The following is a 22,125-nucleotide window of genomic DNA, read 5'->3' on the forward strand; positions in this document are numbered from 1 at the left end:
ATATATGGAACATACCCCTGCCAATCGTCTTGCTTCGCTTGATATTCTGCGTGGTTTTGACCTTTTTCTTTTGGTTTTCTTTCAACCGGTACTGGTCGTTTTAGGACACCACCTCAATCTGCCCTGGTTTAAAGAAGTGTTGTGGCAATTCGATCATGAAGTTTGGGTTGGTTTTCGTTTTTGGGATCTGGTGATGCCATTGTTCTTATTCATGACAGGAGTATCTATGCCTTTTTCATTTGCCAAATTCAGGGATAGCTCTGACAGAGGTCTTGTCTATCGGAAAATATTGAAAAGATTTCTTCTTCTTTTCATTTTCGGCATGATTGTACAAGGCAACTTGTTAGGAATGAATCCGCAACATCTTTATTTATACTCCAACACATTGCAGGCCATTGCTACAGGATATTTGATTGCAGCCATCCTTTTGTTGAATTGTTCATTCAGATTGCAGATTTTCATTACCATACTCCTTCTTCTCACTTATTGGATTCCGATGACATTTCTGGGAGATTTCACTCCGGACGGCAACTTTGCTGAAAAACTGGATTGCTGGGTACTGGGGCGCTTCCGTGACGGGACGAGTTGGAATGCAGATGGAAGCTGGAGTTTTTCGCCTTCGTATCATTATACGTGGATATGGAGTAGTCTTACATTTGGCGTGACCGTTATGCTAGGCACATTTGCAGGAAAGATGATGAAGGATGGGAAAGGGGGAAAACGTAAAGTTGCTATCCGCTTATTTGTTGTCGGTATTGCATTACTTGCTCTTGCAGGTGTATGGAGTTTACAAATGCCTGTTATCAAACGTTTATGGACTTGTAGTATGACACTGCTTTCCGGTGGCTATTGCTTTTTGTTAATGGGGCTGTTTTATTACTGGATTGATTATAGAGGAAATACACTTGGACTAAATTGGCTTAAAATATATGGCATGAATTCCATTACAGCATATATTATAGGGGAGGTCATCAATTTCCGTTGTATAGTGGCTTCTGTTAGTTATGGTCTGGAGCCGTATCTGGGAAAGTATTATTCCGTATGGCTCACTTTAGGTAATTATCTTATTCTCTTCTTTATTCTTCGCACGATGTACAAAAAGAGAATTTTCCTGAAAATCTAATAAGGAGGTTTGTTCGCTTTTGTCTGCATAAGTTTCATCTTTTGTCTAATCAGTCGTTTTCTTTTTCTGTTTCAAACAAATTCAAAAACTGCAAAATCATTATTAAACATCCGGTAATGTGCAATATCGTATGTTTGCAAGCAGAAAACGGAGGTTAAGATTGCCTCCCAATATTAATTTTAAACTCTTTAATATTATGAAAAGAAAACTACTCTTTTCCACAGCTATGTTAGTAGTAGCTGCCAGTGCTATGGCACAAAACGACATTACTCCTTCACGTTATGATTTTGCCAATCAACCGGAAGGACAATACGTTATTGATGGTTGTAATAATGGTTGGGGACCGGGAAATCTCGATGCTGCTAAAGAATCGAAAGTTGGGTATGTAAATGCTACCGGAGGTGCATTTTGGGATAGTAAAAATACGGATGCATTTAAGAATTTGCAGGCCGGTTTGCAGATTCTTGATTTAACGGCCGAAGGTATTGGAAAAGTATTATGCTTTAAAGGTGTTAACTGTGATGATGCAGTCTTTTCAAAAGGTACCAAAGCCACAGGTTCTATTCCTGCTTGGACTCAACTTGCATTTTATTCTGATCCGGAAAAAACCCCGACAGGCGGAGAAGATGCTGCCGCTCCGTTCATCCGTGTTTCCATTACTTATAAAGCTTGGGAAGCTGATCCGGATCCGGATCCTAATAGTGGCATAATTTCAAAATTAGAAATTAAAGCAGTTGGACCTAATTCTGTATTAAACTCTTTTAGTGGAATTCTTTCATTTGACATGATGGTGAAAGATGTGGAGACAGAAGAAATGTATGAATTGAATGAAGGTTGGCAAAAGGTGGAATATGACTTCCAGGTGGGTACGCCCGATGGAAATCCATTTGCATTTACTATCGGGTTTAATGGCGCAAAATTTGATACGGGCGCTCTTCTTATTAAAGAAATAAAATTCACGTCCCCGACAGACGGCGCATATGCTAAAGGTAACGCTGCAAACTTCATGAAATATTTAACTCTGGAAAACGGTCAGATTGTAACCGGAATCAACACTCCGACATTTGAAGGTAACAAGGTACGTTGCAACGTTTCAAACAACCTCCTGACAATTTCAAATTTAGAATCCGGTGATAAAGTAGAAGTATATTCGATTTTAGGAACATTGATTTCATCTCAGAAAGCTACTTCTGATGTGCTTGCATTGCCTTTGAATGGTAAAGGCGTTTTTATAGTAAAGACTAAGACTACCACAACAAAAGTAGTGAATAATTAATCTTTAGGTATTGGTTGAAGGATATGTTTTCTCAAAATAAGAATCATATCCTTCTTTCATGAAAAATTTAATATTATGAACAGACTTTTCTGCTTTTTTATTTCCCTCCTTTTTTGCCTGACCTCGTTTGCCCAAGTCAAAAATTACGCGGTAGCGTTCGACGGTAACAGTGATATCAAATTTAATTGTATATCAGAACTAAATAACCTCTCTAAATACACAGTTCAGTTTTGGGTGTATCCCTCCGAATGGACACCGGGTGCATCTATTTTTAAACGAGGAGCAGGTGCCGACATTTTTGAGGCATGCCTGGGTCCGGCGGAAGGTACAATTGTTTTTCATATAGGTAACCAGAATATCCAGCTCCAATCAGACCACTTTTCAGTGAGTGCCTGGTCACAATTGACTTTTATGGTAGACGGGAGCAATATCACTTCTTATGTTAATGGGGAAGAAATAAATTCTCCTACAGTTTCTTCTTCACTAACGATTCCGGACAGCGATTCGGAATTCAGAATAGGAGAAGCATTTAAGGGAAAAATAGATGAGTTTCGTTTATGGAGTACCATACTCGATACAACGGAATACTTAACACATGATCCCAGTGTAAAAGGATTTATCCTGTGGGATAATACCATTAATAAATTTCATCCGGACTATGAATCCTTGATTGCATACTACAAATTCGATCAGGAATTATGCGATAACATCGTAGATTATACATTCCGCCATCATGGCATCATGAACGGAAATGCACACCGTGTAGAGGTCACAGATAATTCCTTCTTTAAATACCGTATAGTTACTGCTTATACCGATTTTGGACGTTTCTCCGACACAGGAACAGACCGTGACAAATACCTGTTATGCAATGATTTAGTCGCGCTGATTGCCGGAATAGGAAGCGACGGTTCGGCCAGTGTGAGCCTGCCATTCGACAGAGGAGTACTGACAGGAGGAGCATCCTATTTAGAATCTTATGAGGGGCGTAACGGAGGTATGCTGGCTTTTGACGGTACTGGAAAAATGAGTGCAGGTGTCAAAGCAATGACTCCAACCGACGATTATTCATTCTGCACCTGGTTCTATATCGACCGGTGGGTGGAAGGTGCTTTTCTCTTGAAAAAGGAGAAAAACGAAAATATGGGAATATCTCTCCGTCTAGGCGAAGAAAGCAATGCAGAAGTAATTCTCCGAGTAAATGGAGACGAATATAAATACAAATGTGCGGGAGAAATCGTAACCGGTAAATGGATTCATTTGGGTTTTTCAACCTCTGATCGTTATTATGAGTTAAACAGAACTTTTCTTTTTGCCTGCAACAAAAAGAAACTGAACATTTACCCTTATTTGTATCCTGAGATAAAAAAGTCGTGGGTGTTGCCACTTGCCGAACTTGCTGATGTGGAAGCTACTATTGGAGAGAATTTTGTGGGCAAAATAGATGAAACCATAATCTGGAACAAGGGCAGCGGACGCGACGAGATTTTCTCAATGGGTGATAATGGTCTGAATTTGCCCGGATTCAGGAAAAATGTTGGAGTGAATTATGCCTTTTATGCAGGCAGTTACTGGCCATACAATAAGCCGGAAGATCCCGGATATGACTGTTTTTCTTATAAAGAATATCTGAACATCATGCGCACGGCGTATGCCAATCACCGCGGATTCAAAATTCGCCTGAGTGTTTCGGGTGGTTCCGATTGGAAAACAGTGATAGGCAATGCGGCAAAAAGGGAGCGTTTCACTACCGAAATGGCTGATATTATAAATAATGACGATAATCTGGATGGCGTGGATTTCGACCTGGAATGGCCGGGATATGGCGGTCAGGATGCTGCATGGACAAACTATGGTAAACTGATGACTTTGCTTCGCAGCAAATTGAAGGAGGGCAAGACTCTGACAGTTTCTCCACACACCGTTTCATATTGGTTTCCTAAAGAAGATATGAAGTCTGTAGACTATTTCCTGTTCCAGAATTACGGTCCGGCTAAAGAGCATTTCACCTATGAAAGTTTCCCGGAAGCCTACAACAAATTCCTGGCTTGGGAATATCCGGAAGAAAAAATAGTGATGTCTTTTGCAGGCAGCACCAGCAAGCAATACAATGCCGATGGTTCGCAAACAAACAATCCACCGGTACGCATCCATCAGGTCGGAGAAATCGGTCCGGATGATAATTATTCAAACGGCTATTACTTTACGGGAACCTACCAGACCCGTTGGCGTTCGGAGCAAGTGAAGAAACAAGGACTGGGTGGCATCATGTGTTGGTCGCTGAATATTGATTTCCCTGATACGAATCATCCGTTGAGCCTGTTCAAGTCATCGGCTTATGCCATTTCATCCAATGTAGACACACTGGTGACGAAAGTAGACATGACTCCTACCGCTATTGAAAAAGTAAAAACTAAAAATACTGAGTTTTCCATTTATCCAAATCCGTCGGAAGGCGTAACCGATATAACCATACCTGAAGGGGAAAAAGGATGCAAACTACTCATGTACACTAATTCGGGAGTACTGTTACAAACTTTAGAGATATCAGCAGAGGGCATCTTCCGGTATGAATACGGGAAACTTGCATCCGGCTACTATTTGTTGCGTTTACTGACGGATTCCGGAAAACAATACTCCAGACTGTTGATCGTGAAATAGTTAACCATATGTATAATTTAATCTAATGTAAAATGAGAAAAAAACAATTAGTCCTGCTTTCCTTCTTGGCAATCGGCAGTTTCTTCTGCGGCAGTTGCGAAAAGGATATTAAGACTCCGGGAGTTTTTGAACCTCTTTATCTGGATTTCTCAGTCAGTGATACGCTGGGAAACCAATACACCGGAGATTCGATAATAATCCCGAGTACCGCAAATATGATGGTTTTTAAAATCACCACAAATTGCTCATGGAGTGCCAAATGTCAAAACAAAGCCGGCCTGTCAGGGTGGATGTCCATCCCTTCATCCCCCCGGGGAGGCGGAGATGCGACTATAACATCCACCGTGTCGAACAATAAAACAAAAAACGACAGAAAAGTTTACTATTCTGTGATAGCAGGCGATTCTGCCATTGTGAAGACAGTTGTAATCGTACAGCCCCACGTGGTAGCTAATTAAATCTTTACTATAAAAACTAACCTTATGAAATATAGATATATTATAATGATGGGGTGTCTTTTTATACTGAACAGTATAATCTGTGCACAAACAACGAAAGTCACCGGTGTAGTTGTTGATGAAAGCGGTGAACCGTTACCGGGTGTAAATGTCGTTATAAAAGAGAATCACGGGACAGGTACAATCACAGACCTCGACGGAAATTTTAGCATAGAAGCCGATGCGAAACAGTCATTGGAGTTTACCTATCTCGGATATCAGAAACAGACAGTGCCTGCCACCAAGGGTAAGAAGATGAAAGTAGTGTTGCGTGAAGATTCACAGATGTTAAACGAAGTGGTTATTGTAGGATTCGGTACTCAGAAAAAAGCGAATCTGACGGGAGCCGTTAAAAGTGTAGACACCAAAGTACTTGCTTCACGCCCTATCACCAGTGTTGCAGACGGTCTTCAAGGAGCGGTAGCCGGACTGAATATCACCAACGATATGGGTGGTGCACCCGGCCAGAAAATGGAGATCAACATCCGTGGAGTGGGACTGGAAGATATAGACCAGGACGGAACCGGCAGCAAGGCTTCCCCGCTTGTGCTGATTGACGGCATGGAAGGAGACTTGTCTACCCTGAACCCCAATGATGTTGAAAATATCACCATCTTGAAGGATGCCGCAGCAGCAGCCATTTACGGTTCGCGCGCTCCCTACGGTGTGATTCTTGTCACCTTGAAGAAGGGTGATAGGGGATTCAATATCTCTTATTCGGGAAACGTACGCATATCCCAGCCTATCAATACCCCCAACATGGTCAATTCTTACGAATATGCCTTGGCTGTGAATGACGCTTTTACGAATGCAGGAGGCAATAGTCAGATCAATACCGATAGAATCTTAGCCTTGATGAATGGTACCAGCCTTCCAGATGTTCCTTACCTTCAATACGGCATCGAACCGGGAAAGCCCAATGAAGAGACCGGTGAAGTGTGGTGGGTAGGCGATCAACAATGCTGGGCCAATACAAACTGGTATGATGTGCATTTGAAGAATGCGTCTTACTCTCAGGAACACAACGTCAGTATGAGTGGCGGCAGTGATAAATTCAATTATTATATTTCCGGACGCTATCTGAACCAGAATGGTCTGTTCCGCTACTCCGATGATAAATACGAAAACTTCTCCCTGAACGGAAACTTTACAATTAAGATGAATAAAATCGTTTCGGTTTACTGGACTACCCGCATGATATTGGACAAAAACCAAAAGCCGTCTGCCATGAACGATCTTTTCTTCCATAATCTGGGTCGTACGTATCCCCTGGTTCCGGTCACATATCCCACCGGAGAATATCATACCAGTTCGGGCATTGAAGCTCTACAGAACGGTGGAGATCAGATAGCCAACGGTAAAAGCTTCTATAATCAGGGAAAGGTAATTATCGAACCTGTCAAGGATTGGAAAATATATGTTGATTTCAGTAGCAGGATAGAGACTCCCAATGACACCCGTCAGTTCAAGAAGATATATAATACATTACCGGATGGTAGAGTAGTGCCTATCGGGGTGCTGAAGGACGTAGCCGTAAAACATGAAGTGAAGGGAGACGGTAGCTTCAACGTACAGCCCGGTGCGGGCGAAAGCTACTATGAGGTAGGTAACGGCCGCATAAACTACTGGAACTTCAGTGCACGCACAGACTATGAGAAACAGTTGAAGAAGCACTATTTCAAGATACTGGTGGGAACCCAGTCTGAATATTATTCTACGTCTTATTCCAGAATCGGTTCTTCCAAGATTGTTTCGGATGATAATCCATGGATCGTAAACGACCCGACTAACCTTACGAGCGAACAAAAATCAGAATGGTCCACTCTCGGTATTTTCAGCAGACTCAACTATAATTACGCCATGCGTTATTTGGCCGAAGTGAACTTCAGAGCTGATGCTGCCTCCCGCTTTCCAACAGACAAACGTTGGGGATTCTTTCCATCATTCTCTGTGGGTTGGAACATTGCCGAAGAACCTTTCTTCGAAAAAATAAAAGAAAAGACCGGTTGGGACATGTTCAAGATCAGAGCTTCATTCGGTTCGTTAGGCAGCCAGAATACGAATAGTTTTTATCCCTATTTCCAGAAGATGTTCACAAGCCCGATGTCCGATTATGTTTTTGACGGTGTAGCTGCCACACAATTGAAGGCTCCGGCTCCGTTCTCCACAAATATCACTTGGGAAACCGTGCAGAACACTAACGTCGGTGTGGATCTTGCTTTCTTCAACTCCCGTCTGAGTATAATGGGAGAGTGGTACGAGCGTAAAACGAAAGATGCCGTAGGGCCTGCATTACCCGTACCGGCTGTCTACGGAGCCAATGTGCCTAAAACGAACAATGCCGAACTGCGTACACGCGGTTGGGAGTTGGAAGCAAGCTGGACCGATCGCATCGGTAAAGACTGGAGCTATGAATTGTATGTCACCTTGAGCGATTTCAAATCAATCATTACTAAATACGACAGCCCTAACAAAGAATTATCCAAATACTATAAAGGCAAGGATTTAGGAGATATCTGGGGATTACGTGTGATTGGAATTGCGAAAAACGATCAGGAAATGGCCGATCATATAGCTCAGCACGACCAAACAGCCATCGGCAACTCATTATGGGGAGGAGGCGACTTCATGTATGCCAATCTGGACGACAATCCCGCCATCACCAAAGGCTCTGAGACTGTAGACTCTCATGGCGACTTAACGGTAATCGGAAATTCTACTCCCCGTTATTCGTATGGTATCCGCGGCACACTCCGCTGGAAATACCTGGACTTCAGTTGCTTCTTCCAGGGTGTGGGCAAGAGAGACGTTTTTCTCGATTCACCGAGTTTCTTTGGTGTGTCAGGCGCTTGGCAGCGTTCCATCTACAAGGAGCACATGGATTATTTCCGCTATGCGAATCATCCGCTGGGAGCCAATACCGATGCTTATTATGCACGTATCCGTACCGACAGGAATAACTCCCAGTGCAACGACCATTATCTGCAGGACGCTTCCTATCTGCGCCTGAAGAATGTTACTTTGGGTTATACGCTTCCGCAACTTGCTTCTATAAAGAAATATATAAAGAAATTGCGCATATACGTTTCTGCTGAAAACCTGCTGACATTCACGAACCTGATGATTCTTGATCCGGAAGCGCTCGGTTCGTCGGCACAGGCTTACGGTATCGGTAAAACTTATCCGATGTACCGCACTTTCTCCGTAGGAGTCAATGTAATGTTCTAAATAAATATAATGAAAAAGAATATGAAAAAATATATAACCTTGTTTCTAGTGATGGGAGGTTTCCTGCTGTCTTCCTGCGAGGATTTCCTGCAAAGAGAACCTCTTGACTTCGGTAATGAAAATATATTTCTGAAGTCGACAAAAGATATGGCATATTTTGCCAATACATTCTATTCCTTATTTCCCAGTAACAAATCATACATGAACGGAGGTCCTTACAGGGATGATGAAAACAGTGATAACCAGACCTCCTTCTGGTCCAACAGTAACTTTTATCCGGGAGTAAAGGAAGTTCCTAAGTTGGGCGACAACAGTGCATGGAAATTCACTACAATCCGCCAATGCAACTATTTCATCAACCTGATTCGGGAAAGAATAGAGAATAAGGAAATCACCGGCACTGAAAAGGAAATCAACCATTACCTGGGAGAAGTCTACTTTTTCAGGGCATACGATTACTATCGCCTATTGACCAATTATGGAGATGTGCCCATTATTGATAAAGTATTGCCGGACGACATTAGCATCCTGAAAGTAAGTACCCGGCGCGCTCCCCGCAATGAAGTGGCACGTTTCATGATTCGTGACCTGGAGATAGCCGACAGCCTGATGATGGAAACTGCGCCATCTACCGGACGTTTGAGTCGGGATTGCGCCCGCCTGATGCTGGCCCGCGTGGCATTATTCGAAGCGACGTGGGAGAAATATCATGCCGGTACTTGCTTCGTGCCGGGCAATGCCAAATGGGTGGGAGCCAAAATGCATCCTGATTTCACATTTAAGGCGGGAAGTGCAGAGGCTGAAATCAACTTCTTCCTGGATAAAGCCATTGAGTATTCGGACATGGTAGCAAAAGTACGTCCTTTGTGTAAAGACTATAAAAAGATGTTCACGTCTGATGTCATTGATACAATTCCTGAGGTATTGTTGGCAAAAAGCTATGTAGCGACAGTAAATGGACACGGAGTAAACCGGGCGTTGAGTTTAGCCGGAAAAACCGGATACACCCGTTCATTGGTAGAGTCTTTCCTGATGAATAACGGACTTCCCATTTATGCGGCCGGAGATTACTATCAATCGGATATCACTATCGAACGGGTGTTGGCACACCGGGATAACCGTTTGGTGGAATCACTGAACAATGTGTTCTTGCCCCGAATCGGATCTCGTGACAATGAATATACGCCAACCGGTTATCAGGTATCCAAATGGCTAAATCCGGACCAAGCAGGCTCGGAAACCGGAGGAACCACCGCAAATCCTATATTCAGGTCGGCAGAAGCCTATTGCATCTATCTGGAAGCCTATTATGAGAGACATAAGGACTTGGGAGGCAATTGCGATTCCTATTGGAGAGCGTTACGCGACAGAGCGAAGACGAATTCGGATTATATGCTTACCATCAGTCGTACTGACTTGTCACAGGAACGTGATTTGGCGGCAAAGACTAAAGGCATAGACGCTACATTGTATAACATTCGCAGGGAACGACGCTGTGAATTCATAGCCGAAGGCATGCGACTGAACGACCTGAAGAGATGGCGTGCTCTGGACAATATGGTAAACTATGATATGATGGGTATGAATCTGTGGGATGTGATGTTTAGAAGATATGCTAATGCTGAACCACCGATTACATTAAAAGAAGATGTTATTTCTCAATATGATCCCGGAGATCCGGAAAGCAAATATATAAGAGTTTTTAGAGTAAACGAATCGGATAAAGCTTATAACGGATACAACTTCCCTAAACCGCATTATCTGGAACCGATACCGTTGAGCGAGATATTGCTGACAGCCGGTGACGCCACTGATCTGGAAAATTCCAATATTTACCAGAATCCGGGATGGCCTATAGAAACAGGGTCGGTGGCCGATTATACATACGATTGTGATTAGAGATTTATATCTCTTAATTATATCTTTAAATTGTATCTTAGGTTTTTTAAGAAAGAATAAAGGGTCGATGTTGATATCGACCCTTTATTCTTTAAAGCCTTCTTTTTTTGCGAAATGCCCCATTTGTCAATAATATGCGCATCACGTACATCCGGGACAAAATACGAGATTTTATTTTGATGAAATTATAATTGAATAAGTATACAACATTATGTTAAAACGTTTTTTTATTATTCTGCTTCTGCCATTTTGCTGTTCAGCATTGGCGACAGCAGCAAAAAGTAAAGGAGTCTACGCGGTTCATGATGGGAGTTCGGTAGTTATAGGCAACGAATTTCTGGCTCGTGAGTTCTCCTTAGTGAATGGACAAGTGCGCACACAGACCATTGTGAATAAACGTACCGGTTCGGAACCCATCCGAATCGTTCCGGAGATTTCTTCCGAGGAATTCATTATACGTACGTTAAGCGAAGATTCTGTCACTGCGGAACTCCGCTCATCAAAGCTTTCACTAAACAAGGTTGACATCACTGACGAAGGAAAGGGCGGGAAGAAACTAACCTTCCGCTATCAGAGTTTCCGTCTTGGAGAGGTCGATTGGCAAGTCAATATGGTATATACACTGCAAAACGAAAAGCATTATATGCGGAAACACCTGGAAATTACAGTTCCCGATTCACAGCGCAGCCAGGCACGCATCGACTACATTGATTTCGAATCTCTGAAACTTCCCGGAGGATATGCAGTCTGGACACATCCGGATATGGAAGGAGGCGTGGGAGGAATCAGCAGCTATCACATCTCTTTGGGACAACCGCTATATGTGCAAGCCATGTTTTTAGGCTTGGAGTTCCCTGCTGCCGAATCAGTGATAACAAAAGACAATGTGGCACATATCCGTTATTATTCCGGTAAGAATTTTGATATGCTGGATAAAGAAAATCGATTGGAAAACGGCACATTCTCTACTTGGAAAGCAGTGCTTGGTGCTTCCCGCAGTGTCGACATGGATGTTATCCGGACCGATTTTTTCAGTTATATCGATGACATTGCCGTCCCGATAAATTTGCGTATGCAGTATAACTCATGGTATGACTTTATGATGAAGATCGATGAGAACAATATTCTGAACTCCTTCCGTGAAGTGGAATGCGGATTGACGCAAAACGGTGTCCGTCCGCTCGACTCTTATGTAGTGGATGATGGCTGGAATGCCTATGGCCCTTTTGAAAAGGAAAATACGGTCAAGTTCTGGTCTTTCAACAGTAAATTCCCGCATGAATTGGCCACTCCTTCCAAACTGGCCCATCAATTTGCTTCTGATTTCGGATTGTGGCTGGGACCCCGTGGAGGATATAGTTATAATAGCGGATTTGCCAAGTACCTTGAGAAAAATGGCAATGGTAAATGGAACCAAAATGCAGATGATATCTGCACTAACCATAAAGTCTATCTGCAAAAGCTGAAGGATTTCTTTCTGGATTGTCAGAAGAAGTTTGACATCAACTACTGGAAACTGGATGGCTTCATGGTTCGTCCTCCACAGGCCGATTCAGCAGGCAATTACATATCCGGCGGATATCAGGGGATGTACTATGTCACTGAACATTGGGAACGGTGGATTGATATACTTCAGGCCATGCGCGACCAGCGCGGAACCAAACGGGATGATTTCTGGATTAACCTGACTTGCTACGTGAATCCCAGTCCCTGGTATTTGCAGTGGGCCAACTCTGTCTGGATTCAAAACTCACAGGATATGGGAGGACTGGATGTCAAGCGTCCGGCACAAGTAGACCGGCTGTTATCCTATAGAGACGACCGTTATTTTGATTTCGTGAAAACACGCGCATTTCAGTTTCCTTTAGCCCATCTTTATAATCACGACCCTATTTATGGCCATAAGGCAAATTTAGCGGGAAAAATGAATGATGACGAGTTTCGCACATACCTGATGATGATGGCAACCCGTGGCACTGCTTTCTGGGAACTTCATTACAGCTACGACATGATGGATGAAGGACAGAAGTGGGTGATAAATGCGGATGTACTGCGTTGGATCAGTGATAACTACGGGATTCTCAGACATGCAAAACTTATAGGGCAGACTCCTGCCAAGGGAGGTCCTTACGGATATTCCGCCTGGAATGGGCAGGAAGGTATTATCTCTGTGCGCAATCCGTCCGACCGCCCCCAAAAGTTCACACTGCTGCTCGACCGGACGATTGGCATGCCCGAAGGATTAAAAGGATTATACCGTAGGGCTGTATGGACATTCCTTAGTACTGACGGGGAAAAAGAATTTGCGAAACGTCATCTGTTTGACTATGGCGAACAGATGACAATCGATTTGCAACCGGGTGAAGTGAGAATTTGGAAATTCAGTACTTCTCCCGACAAGACGGCCCCCAAATTACAAATGGTAAAAACCACTTCTTCGACAAGCTTGGTCGCCGAATTTGATGAACCGGTAATTGTGGAGAACGGAATATTTACCGTTTCGGAAAATGAAGTGAAGAACGTTGCGCTGCTGGCCGACAGGCGTAGTGTAGCCTTAACTTTGGTTCGGGAAATGAAAAAGAATAATGAGTATCGTTTCAGTGTTTCGGGAGTGAAAGATTATGCGGAGAATAGCAAAACGATTCGTATGCCTTTCTTCTATTTTGAAAACCAGGAGATACCTGTTTCAACGGGCATCAGTGGCAGGGGAGATTTTAATATATCTTTCCATCTGAAAACGGACAAGGCTGCTGTCGTTTTACTGCATCAGGGAAAGGACATATCGGTATCTATAGACGCTGACGGCCGACTGGTATTTGTGGCAGGAGGTCTGAAAGTCAGCTCCGACCAACAAGTAAACAGCAACAAGAAACTGATAGTTTCGTTATGTCGCGAAAAAAACGGCATGTTGAAGATTTATCTGAATGGTAAACTGGAGAAATCAGCGTATGATGCCACTATCGTCAATCCGGATATTAAAGCAAATCCCGTCAGTTTCGACAATTCCCTCACACAATTAAAGATGATGAACCGTGCATTAAATTATAAAGAAAACAATAATATGTTTTGAGCAATTTTGCCTACACCCTACACCACATTACAGTTTCCGTTGATATTCAATTATATAACAATCGGTGTAGCGGTGTAGCCAGGGTGTAGGAAAATTATTTCCTACACCCTTTTTGGTCTATCAATGAGCTTCGGTCACTCCGTAACCACCTTATTATCAGCGCGTACATATACTTTGTGCGATCCTCGCCCTATTACATTCAAATAGCCCTTTTCTACGAGCAAATTGAGGTCATTCAGCGCTTTATTCTTCAAAAGTCCCGTAATTCCGCTGTAATCATGGCGGGTAATGAAAGGATGTGTCTCCAGAAAAGCCAGTAAACGGCGATAACGTTCCGCACCGCTAAGTTCGGCACTTTTCCGAAAACCGTATTTGGCACGCTCCACATAACCTGCACAGCGTTTCCGGAAGTCGGGGGATACACGCAAATGCACTTTTCCAAAGAAAATGGTTTGCGAGTGAATCTCTTTAGGATCCATCACCGGACGGGCTTGCAGACCTGCCGAAAAATATCCGATATCACCCAATTGCACATGGTGCCCTTCGGACAAGTAATAAGAAATGCGGTCCTCAATCAATGCCATTACACCTGTCACATCACCGGGCGTAAAGCTGGACATACCGGCTATATCCTGAACCAGACGCTCCATCTTAATCGTACCCTTGTTTACAATACGCGGATACAAAGGTTGTACTGCGTCGTCTCCTTTCGGATTTGGGCGCCTCTGAAAATCATATTCTGCTGCCATAATGCTATGTTATTAAGTTACTAAATCATCATTTGCCTTATTCCTTTTCCTCTTTTGCTTTGAGGAAAATGCCATTAAGCTATAGACAAAACTTCGTTTTCCAACTGGAGGCTATACATCCTGCAATCGCAGGCTGCACAGCCCCCAGTTGAAAAACGTCCGGCACACAACTGCAAGACGAAATTTTGCTACTGACAAAGATACAAAAACAATAAGGGAAAGTCAAGTTTTCAACCGACTATATTTCAATTTTTCTTATTATTTTCAGACGATTAGAACAGGAGAATAATATTCCAATAAAAGCCCTATTATATTTGATTAAAATGCATTTTATGCGTACCTTGCAGCCTCTCAGGAAAAGCTATTTATGAATAAATTATTTTTTAAATAGAAACGCAAATGAAAATAACTCTGATTAGAGAAGAAAAAGAAAGTGGTAAAGAAACCGTCAGCACTTGCGAAGCAGACGCATTATTGGAAAAAATAAAAACAGAAACCAAAGCGGCACATGTCACGGCACTACGGACTATGCTACTATACACCACCCCTGACGCCCGTGATCACTACGAGCACACCGACAAGTTGCCACGCATCTATCCGTCTATTGAATACGGGAGAAGCCGCGACGGCAGCAGGAAGATGAAGCGCTACAATGGGGTAGTGATGCTCGAAGTGAACGACCTGGCCGGATTGCCTGAGTTTGATGATACAGATGAAGTTGTTTTGAAGGAGTCTAACCGGGAATTTGAACAAATTAGCCCGTTAGAGCAACTATTCCATTGTTATTTTCGTTCACCGGAAGAAGATGAAATGGGGGAGTGGATGACCTCCATGAAAATTATCGAATACCTGCAAGGAAAATCAAAAACTATTTCATTGTCCAACAGTTGTATAAGTACATTTGGACGCATCCTTAAGAAAAATCAGATAGAGTCAAAACGAACCAAAAAAGGAATGCAGTACGAAGTTATAATGTTGAATAAATAAAAGATTACTCAAGTTCATTGCTTGTTCCACTACGCAAAATTAGGGTTGTAGCCCCAATGGTAACAATTGCACCATCCTCAATACGGATACGGTCTTTGTCACCCAGAATTTCATTATTCAGAAAGGTTCCCGTCAGGCTGGGGGCGTCCCGCAAAGTATAGATAAGCCCACCTTGTTTATTGCGTTTCACATTAATAATGCAATGGCGACGATCCATACTCATATCCGATGTTTCAATGGGAGTATTTATGTTAGTACCCACACAGCGGCGACCTATTACATTATCTCCTTCTTGCAAAGGCAGCACTTGTTTGAAGCCAAATACATTCTCAATCACTGTGATACTACCAAAGGCTTCCTTGAATTCCTCTTCGTCCGGGCGTTCTTCCTTTTGTGGAGCGAGCATCTTTGTTTTCCCCAAGCGAATACTAAACTGCTTGCCACAATGCTCACAAACAAAGACCAAGGACTGACCTTCGCTATACTTTGTTTCGTCAAACTGAAGATAATTCTCACATTTGGGACAACGGATACGCTTCATGGAAATTAAAAATTAAAAATTGAAAAATAGGAGATATCACTTTATCACTTTTTCAGCACCCAGGCATTCTTATAGGTTTCGTTCTCACGAATTCTCGCCAAAGCCTGATAGGCTTCCACTTCTGTTCCGCAAGACTCAATGCTGACACGCATCTTACCGTCTCCCACAATAGCTTTCGCACCGGAAAAGCCTTTGGCAACCAATTGTGCCGCCATAGCTTCCGCATCTTTCTCAGTGCCTACACTGGCAATGATGATATGGTAAGGTCTTTTGGGTGCGGCAACTACCGGCTTTGCAGCAGCAGGCTGTACATTTTGTTTAGGCGCATCGGTAGTTGTTGCAACTGAGTGGGAAGCTTGTTCTTTTGCTTTTGTTTCAGTAGATACAGTCGGCTCCTTAGCAACTTTAACCTCTCTGACAGCAACCGGAGCTACGACTTTCTTTTGTGTTCCTGTTTGCTTGTTAGCGGTTTTACGCGCAGGAGTATTCTGCTTTAAGACAATCGGTGTAATTGCCAAAGATTGTTTTTCTATCTTTTCAAACAATTCATCCGGAAGCAACGTCGCATAGTTTTCTTCTATCACTTCCGTATTCTCTATCGGAGTAGAAAAGAAGAAAGAGAGGATAATGACAGCCGCTACCGCAGCCGCATTGGTCAGATACGCCCGATTGAATCGGACTGCAAAGGTACGTTTCTCCTTTGGGGTGGTGGCAGGAACTAAAGAGAAAGTATCTTTCTCTGTCTTCGGTTTTTCCAAAGCAGATAATTCCTGCATCTCAAATGCGTCCAGCCCGTATAAATAAGGAGTTGTAATCTTATTATCGTATGGTGCGAAGTCAAATGTATCATAGATTGTATAACGCACTTCGCCAACATTTGGCAGGTCCACTTTACCTTCTTCATGCAAAGCGGCAATCAGTTCATCAACCTCACGCTCCACTATTTTAGTAGCATCCGAGAAGTTGGTGCCATACACTGACATATAAGATTGAACCAGCAAGCCATCATTCATCTTCAGTTGCGGATTGAAACCGATGATGCGGGTAGGGGGCAGAAATATATTTTCTTCTTCCACTCTCGTAGCCGGAGCATAATGAGCTACAAATCCTCCTAAACCCGGAACAATGACGCAGTCATTTTCCAATAATAAAGCTTCTATATGTTGTGCCAATTCAATCATGGTGCAAAAGTAAGGGAAATCTCGGATATAAGCCAGTTTCAGGGCATTTTTCTTTTCAACAAATTATAAACAATGTGCAGATAAAAAGAGCGAATTATCAAATTCGAAATATAATCTTCTAAAAAATGCCACACCAAACAAATATAAAAAGCCAACTAATCCCTTAGAGCTCAGTTGGCTTTTATTGTATAATTCAAAGTTCCTGCTTATTCTTGCCACATTTTTCAATCAATCATTATATTCGATCCTTTTATTCTAAAAAAACGAATAATTCAGAGTTAACATATAAGTTCCTTCCCACCGGTCAGGGCCAGCTTCTTTATTCGTCACTTGATAACCGATTTCCGCCGAAGCTTCTAAACGAAACTGAGGAGAAAAGTAATAGTAAGCTTTACCCCTAAAGCCGGAGTCGAAAAAATGTTTCTTGTAAATGCTCCAGGCTCTGCTCATAAACTGTCTTGTCAGCATAGTCAGCCTCAAAAGTATTATGCGTATATAAAAACATGAAGTTTAAAGAAGCCGAATGTTGCCAACGCAGGTTTATTGGTTTTTCGTACTCAGCTGAGAGAGAGACGGTAATCCCTGGCTCATGATTCTTTTGATTAAAATTACTGCACGTATAATAATTATATTCAGGCATTCCCTCTAATCCCACTTCAAACCCTGATTTTCGTTGGTGCAAATCGCCGTATAGCCAATAGTCATACAATGTTGTAAAATACTTCGCACCTTCCTTACGAATATAATCATTCGCTACCAAGAAAGAATCCACTGTTGTTATTTCATCTATTAAGTGTAACCGACTATCTAAAAAACGTTTGTTTTTAACTGTAGATATCAATTGAGCAAATCGATTTACTTCTTCATTGGAAAGATGCTTTTTCATTAGTCCGTAATCCGAGAATTTATCCAATAAATAAACTGCTTGACGGGCATCTTGCACCCTCTCTATTCTTCCCCAGCCTAAACCCAACTTAGGTCTTATCAAAATTCCCAAGTCCTTTTCAGTCTCCTTTACTTTATTCTGATAGTATGTGAATGAAACGTCTCCTCCTACAAACCAGAACCAAGTATTCGGCCTGATATAAAAACGACTATCATTCATATAAGAAATCTCTGTACTCAAATTACTTTGTTTATAATTCTCGCCATTCTCATCACGAGTTGAATTGTTTTTAAAACCAGCAAAGTATATTCTTGCAGACTGATCACCTATAAATTTGCGAGTAGTACAATACCGATTAAAAGTAGCATCAATCGCCCCTTTTATATCATAGACAGTATTGTCACTCGTCTCGTGCGTAGCAAAAGACCCATCGGAATTAAGTTTAAAGTCCAAAGAACTTCTCTTGATATCCGGTAACTTGTAGTCAGATAATTTGTAATCGGCATATTCTTGTGCCTGGCACAAGGAACAATAGCATAGTAAGATGCAAAATAGCTTTTTCATGTGAGTATGTTTTTAAAGGTGTAATTCGTCATTAAAAGCCAAAATTAATAAATAATGCGAATCAGTAGTTGGCTTGCTGATTCAAAAATCAACAAACGCAGAGAAGACTTATAAACATCACTGATATACATATACAAACCTATTAGTTTTAACTTTGCATTTTTGTTAATTAGCTATGACCATTCTTTTTGTATCAATCAAACGACCATCTATAACCAATGAGTAGATATAAATTCCATTAGGCAATTTATAAGTATCTACGTGTATCTCATTTTGTCCTTTTGTTCCTATTGGCAACTTTAGAACCATTCCTCCCATAGTGTTGTATATTTGAATATAGGCATTGACCGTCTCTGAAGGGACATAACAATTTATGACAACACTTCCTTTAGCCGGATTAGGACTATTTTGTTCCATTCTGGCATTTTTCTTGTCTTCTGTCATTCTACCGCCTATATTATCATTTTCATCCATAATTCCTCTGGTCATCGAATTTGCAGCAGTGCCATTATATATCCTGACAATACTACCCAACTCTGCAGTAAAGCCTGGTACTATCCGCACGGAATTGTATCCATTCATAATGACATTTGCACCACTCCTTATAGTTACATTTTCAGCATACAAGTTAGAATGCTTATATGTTTTATTAGACGTGATGGTTACATTCTTAATATTGCCGTCAAATGCCGGTGTCGCCCGTTTAATTGTTATTGTCTTAGTATTACCTAAAACACTTCTAAAACCAAGAGGAGTAACTTTTATGGTCTCACCATTACCGGATGTAGCATTATAATTAACTTTAATAGTTCGTCCACTATAGAATGTTTTCCCACCCCAGGACTTTGGAGTTTCCCACTTGAATTCTGTGATTTTATTTTTGCTTAATGGGTACTCCATTTCCGGAACTGTACATTCCAATGTACCTGTTTGTCCAAGCGGAAGTGTTATAATATCGTTGGTAGCTTTGTTTCCATTGTATCTGAAATCTGTAATATACATATTCTTGACACTGTTTATATTTACTTCGATGCGAAGTAAAACGGGACCATTGATATCTACGGTTATAGTTCCTTTGCTAGTAGTATCGTCCCATACAACAGTCGCAAGAAGTGCACCAATTGTTTGCCTCAATTCAGTTGGACCATTCACATTATTAAAACGACCATTGGTAATTTTCCACCGAACTACCGTATTGATATCCCACCCATCCAAACTAGCTCTATAGGAGTAGTACGTTCCCGGGTCAACAGTTGTAGGCCCTGTAAGAGAATTCCCTACAGAGAAGGAACTCAAACTATTAAATAATAGAAGTATGAAAATAATATATTTTCTCATCATAGCATTTTATTTTTCTTGGACAATCTTTGATTTCAATTCTTCAATCTCTTTTTGCTGTTGTTCCATTGCTTTTTGTTGCTGGATCACGTACAAAGTCAATTCTTCTATTTTCTGGAGTAAAAGTGCATTGGTTTTTCCCACGCTAATACCGTTAGTCTTAACTTCTTCTTCAGAAGGAACATTAGGCAATGTACCTTTTTCTTTTATATGCTCTTCAACTTCTCTCAATGTGGGTAATTTATAATTTTGCTTAAAGACAAAATCAGCCCAATTTGATTCTACTAAGATTTCTTTAGCCCTGATAGTTCCATTTACATCAAGTTTGTTTTGAGGGTTATCGGTACCGATACCTACATTGCCATTCGTTATTAATAAACTGTCAGCTCTTATAGTACCATTTACATCCAATGAAGCCGTTGGATCAGGAATTCCAATTCCCATTTTTCCATTTGTTTTAAATATAAATTGAGGGGTAAAAAAGTCTTCGCTCCAATGCTGTCTCCCAATAATGAATCTATCACTATAGTCATCGCCGAGATTTAGAATAAAATCCGTTTGATCTAACCTAATATTATTTCTAACGAAAAATATATCATCAAGGTTATCAGAAAAATCTCCAAAGAACAATTTTTTCCCATATCCTAAATATTCTACGTTAGAAGCTCCCAATTGCAAATCCTTATCAATAATCTCAGTTTGAGAAAAAGCTCCCATGCAAATCAATAGGAGGGAACATAATGCATAAATCTTTTTCATAATAATCTTTTTTAGAGGTTAATAAACATGTATGAAAATTAGCCAATTAAATTTCAAAACATAAAAATATTAACATGTTAAGAAACATAAATGTGATATAATACAACTAAACCGTTAAATAATTTATTTATATACAACATATTAATCCCCTTGTTCATGGAATATTTACTTTTAATTTCTCTATTCATATTCATTTGCTGAATTACACACAAAATCAATACCTCTATTTTTTGAGTAAATACAATATTGATAGAAAGATTTTGAAGCAAAAATGAATAGTCATAACCTAATAAGATTGTAAATGATAATAATATATTCAAAGACAAAATGGCAAATTCAACTATCAATTCATATCGCCAAACAAATTACAAACCTCAACAAAGATATTGCGTCGAACAGCAAAATATAATAATTAGTGCTTCATTTGATAAAACGCTTAAGAAACAATGAACAAATTATAGACAACCTAACAATAAACCCGCCTAACCAACGTTTATTGACTATAAGACTATTACTTTTGCGATAGTCAAATTAATAAAAGATAAGATATACGATGAAAACAAAAACGCTGATACCTGCTTTCTCATTATTAATGCTGATGTCGTGCAAGACAACGACCAATAATATCACCTATTTTCAGGATTTAGATAACCAGATGCCAACTATTACGGAGCAATCTGTTAATTATACACCTCGGATTGCTCCAGATGATCAATTATCAATAACCGTATCAGGAACAGATCCGAATGCTGTAGCAGCATTCAATATGCCACTTGCCAGCTATTTGGCCCCAGGGGAAACAAATGTTACCTCTACACCTGTACTTCATACTTATTTAGTAAATTCACGCGGAGAGATTGATTTCCCAGTACTTGGTAAAGTACAAGTTGCCAATATGACACGTGGCGAATTGACAGACATGATGACTGAAAAGATTTCCGCTTACGTCAAGTCTCCAATTGTTACGATACAGATAAGGAATTTCAAAGTTTCAGTACTGGGTGAAGTTAATAAACCCGGAACGGTAAATGTACCTAATGAACGCCTGTCCGTACTCGATGCGCTCGGTATGGCAGGCGATTTAACGATCTACGGCAATCGTACTAACGTGCTTTTAATCCGTGATAACAATGGTCAAAAGGAATACCATCGTTTTGATCTGACATCCTCAGAAACTTTAACTTCACCTTATTATTATCTACAACAAAATGATGTTCTCTATGTGGAACCTAATAAAGCAAGGAAAGGTAATGCCAAATATAGTCAAAGTGGGCAGTTTAATGTATCCTTGGCTTCAACTATAATTAGCGCCTTATCAGTGCTGGCATCATTGGGCATTGCATTGTTGGTTAAATAAATCTCTTAA

General features: G+C 41.1%; 15 protein-coding genes. 9 read left to right on the forward strand and 6 right to left on the reverse strand.

Annotation, left to right across the window (positions count from 1 at the left end):
• Window positions 1-4 precede the first annotated feature (4 nt).
• From DW182_RS03910 to DW182_RS03940, 7 genes are all read left to right on the forward strand, one after another.
• A complete protein-coding gene (locus tag DW182_RS03910; protein WP_118294735.1) occupies window positions 5-1,123 on the forward strand; it encodes an acyltransferase family protein in 1,119 nt (372 codons plus the stop codon).
• A gap of 196 nt (window positions 1,124-1,319) precedes the next feature.
• Complete coding sequence (locus tag DW182_RS03915; protein ID WP_147400106.1) at window positions 1,320-2,399, forward strand: hypothetical protein; 1,080 nt, start codon at window positions 1,320-1,322, stop codon at window positions 2,397-2,399.
• Window positions 2,400-2,474: 75 nt separating this feature from the next.
• Complete coding sequence (locus DW182_RS03920) at window positions 2,475-5,060, forward strand: LamG-like jellyroll fold domain-containing protein (RefSeq protein WP_118294737.1); 2,586 nt, start codon at window positions 2,475-2,477, stop codon at window positions 5,058-5,060.
• Between the two features lie 32 nt (window positions 5,061-5,092).
• Window positions 5,093-5,518, forward strand: coding sequence for a BACON domain-containing protein (locus DW182_RS03925; protein WP_115503330.1), 426 nt, complete (start codon window positions 5,093-5,095; stop codon window positions 5,516-5,518).
• A 24-nt stretch (window positions 5,519-5,542) separates the two neighbouring features.
• Window positions 5,543-8,785, forward strand: coding sequence for a TonB-dependent receptor (locus DW182_RS03930; RefSeq protein ID WP_118294739.1), 3,243 nt, complete (start codon window positions 5,543-5,545; stop codon window positions 8,783-8,785).
• A 21-nt stretch (window positions 8,786-8,806) separates the two neighbouring features.
• Window positions 8,807-10,684, forward strand: a complete 1,878-nt coding sequence (locus DW182_RS03935; protein WP_158580782.1) for a RagB/SusD family nutrient uptake outer membrane protein — start codon at window positions 8,807-8,809, stop codon at window positions 10,682-10,684.
• 211 nt (window positions 10,685-10,895) lie between these two features.
• Window positions 10,896-13,754 (forward strand): alpha-N-acetylgalactosaminidase, encoded by a 2,859-nt coding sequence (locus DW182_RS03940; protein ID WP_118294740.1) that lies wholly within the window; start codon window positions 10,896-10,898, stop codon window positions 13,752-13,754.
• Window positions 13,755-13,888: 134 nt separating this feature from the next.
• Here the strand turns inward: DW182_RS03940 and DW182_RS03945 are convergent, their stop codons facing one another.
• Complete coding sequence (locus tag DW182_RS03945; protein WP_117706355.1) at window positions 13,889-14,503, reverse strand: DNA-binding protein; 615 nt, start codon at window positions 14,501-14,503, stop codon at window positions 13,889-13,891.
• Between the two features lie 399 nt (window positions 14,504-14,902).
• Between DW182_RS03945 and DW182_RS03950 the strand changes: the two genes are divergently transcribed.
• Window positions 14,903-15,490, forward strand: coding sequence for a DUF3874 domain-containing protein (locus tag DW182_RS03950; protein WP_118294741.1), 588 nt, complete (start codon window positions 14,903-14,905; stop codon window positions 15,488-15,490).
• Between the two features lie 4 nt (window positions 15,491-15,494).
• On the opposite strand, the gene DW182_RS03955 is transcribed toward DW182_RS03950, so the two are convergent.
• The 5 genes from DW182_RS03955 to DW182_RS03975 all read right to left on the reverse strand — a co-directional run bounded on the left by DW182_RS03955 (window position 15,495) and on the right by DW182_RS03975 (window position 20,759).
• Window positions 15,495-16,031: an FHA domain-containing protein gene (locus tag DW182_RS03955; protein ID WP_007218494.1), complete on the reverse strand. Its 537-nt coding sequence runs from the start codon at window positions 16,029-16,031 to the stop codon at window positions 15,495-15,497.
• A 44-nt stretch (window positions 16,032-16,075) separates the two neighbouring features.
• A complete protein-coding gene (locus DW182_RS03960; protein ID WP_115503336.1) occupies window positions 16,076-17,212 on the reverse strand; it encodes an SPOR domain-containing protein in 1,137 nt (378 codons plus the stop codon).
• Window positions 17,213-17,609: 397 nt separating this feature from the next.
• Window positions 17,610-18,662, reverse strand: coding sequence for a hypothetical protein (locus DW182_RS03965; RefSeq protein WP_147400107.1), 1,053 nt, complete (start codon window positions 18,660-18,662; stop codon window positions 17,610-17,612).
• Window positions 18,663-18,827: 165 nt separating this feature from the next.
• Complete coding sequence (locus DW182_RS03970) at window positions 18,828-20,003, reverse strand: T9SS type A sorting domain-containing protein (protein WP_118294743.1); 1,176 nt, start codon at window positions 20,001-20,003, stop codon at window positions 18,828-18,830.
• Window positions 20,004-20,009: 6 nt separating this feature from the next.
• Entirely contained in the window at window positions 20,010-20,759 is a 750-nt protein-coding gene (locus DW182_RS03975; protein WP_147400108.1) for a hypothetical protein, read from the reverse strand.
• A gap of 553 nt (window positions 20,760-21,312) precedes the next feature.
• On the opposite strand from DW182_RS03975, the gene DW182_RS03980 reads away from it, so the two are divergent.
• The gene (locus DW182_RS03980) at window positions 21,313-22,116 is read left to right on the forward strand and encodes a polysaccharide biosynthesis/export family protein (protein ID WP_118294745.1); all 804 of its coding nucleotides are present in this window, start codon (window positions 21,313-21,315) and stop codon (window positions 22,114-22,116) included.
• Window positions 22,117-22,125 lie beyond the last annotated feature (9 nt).

This window comes from Bacteroides sp. AM16-24 (assembly GCF_003471885.1).
Taxonomy (GTDB): Bacteria; Bacteroidota; Bacteroidia; order Bacteroidales; family Bacteroidaceae; genus Bacteroides.

Coding starts and splice junctions, on each gene's coding strand:
- DW182_RS03960 (WP_115503336.1), bottom strand. CDS start 17,212: ATGATTGAATTGGCACAACATATAGAAGCTTTATTATTGGAAAATGAC.
- DW182_RS03965 (WP_147400107.1), bottom strand. CDS start 18,662: ATGAAAAAGCTATTTTGCATCTTACTATGCTATTGTTCCTTGTGCCAG.
- DW182_RS03975 (WP_147400108.1), bottom strand. CDS start 20,759: ATGAAAAAGATTTATGCATTATGTTCCCTCCTATTGATTTGCATGGGA.
- DW182_RS03945 (WP_117706355.1), bottom strand. CDS start 14,503: ATGGCAGCAGAATATGATTTTCAGAGGCGCCCAAATCCGAAAGGAGAC.
- DW182_RS03910 (WP_118294735.1), top strand. CDS start 5: ATGGAACATACCCCTGCCAATCGTCTTGCTTCGCTTGATATTCTGCGT.
- DW182_RS03930 (WP_118294739.1), top strand. CDS start 5,543: ATGAAATATAGATATATTATAATGATGGGGTGTCTTTTTATACTGAAC.
- DW182_RS03970 (WP_118294743.1), bottom strand. CDS start 20,003: ATGATGAGAAAATATATTATTTTCATACTTCTATTATTTAATAGTTTG.
- DW182_RS03940 (WP_118294740.1), top strand. CDS start 10,896: ATGTTAAAACGTTTTTTTATTATTCTGCTTCTGCCATTTTGCTGTTCA.
- DW182_RS03955 (WP_007218494.1), bottom strand. CDS start 16,031: ATGAAGCGTATCCGTTGTCCCAAATGTGAGAATTATCTTCAGTTTGAC.
- DW182_RS03980 (WP_118294745.1), top strand. CDS start 21,313: ATGAAAACAAAAACGCTGATACCTGCTTTCTCATTATTAATGCTGATG.
- DW182_RS03925 (WP_115503330.1), top strand. CDS start 5,093: ATGAGAAAAAAACAATTAGTCCTGCTTTCCTTCTTGGCAATCGGCAGT.
- DW182_RS03915 (WP_147400106.1), top strand. CDS start 1,320: ATGAAAAGAAAACTACTCTTTTCCACAGCTATGTTAGTAGTAGCTGCC.
- DW182_RS03935 (WP_158580782.1), top strand. CDS start 8,807: ATGAAAAAATATATAACCTTGTTTCTAGTGATGGGAGGTTTCCTGCTG.
- DW182_RS03950 (WP_118294741.1), top strand. CDS start 14,903: ATGAAAATAACTCTGATTAGAGAAGAAAAAGAAAGTGGTAAAGAAACC.
- DW182_RS03920 (WP_118294737.1), top strand. CDS start 2,475: ATGAACAGACTTTTCTGCTTTTTTATTTCCCTCCTTTTTTGCCTGACC.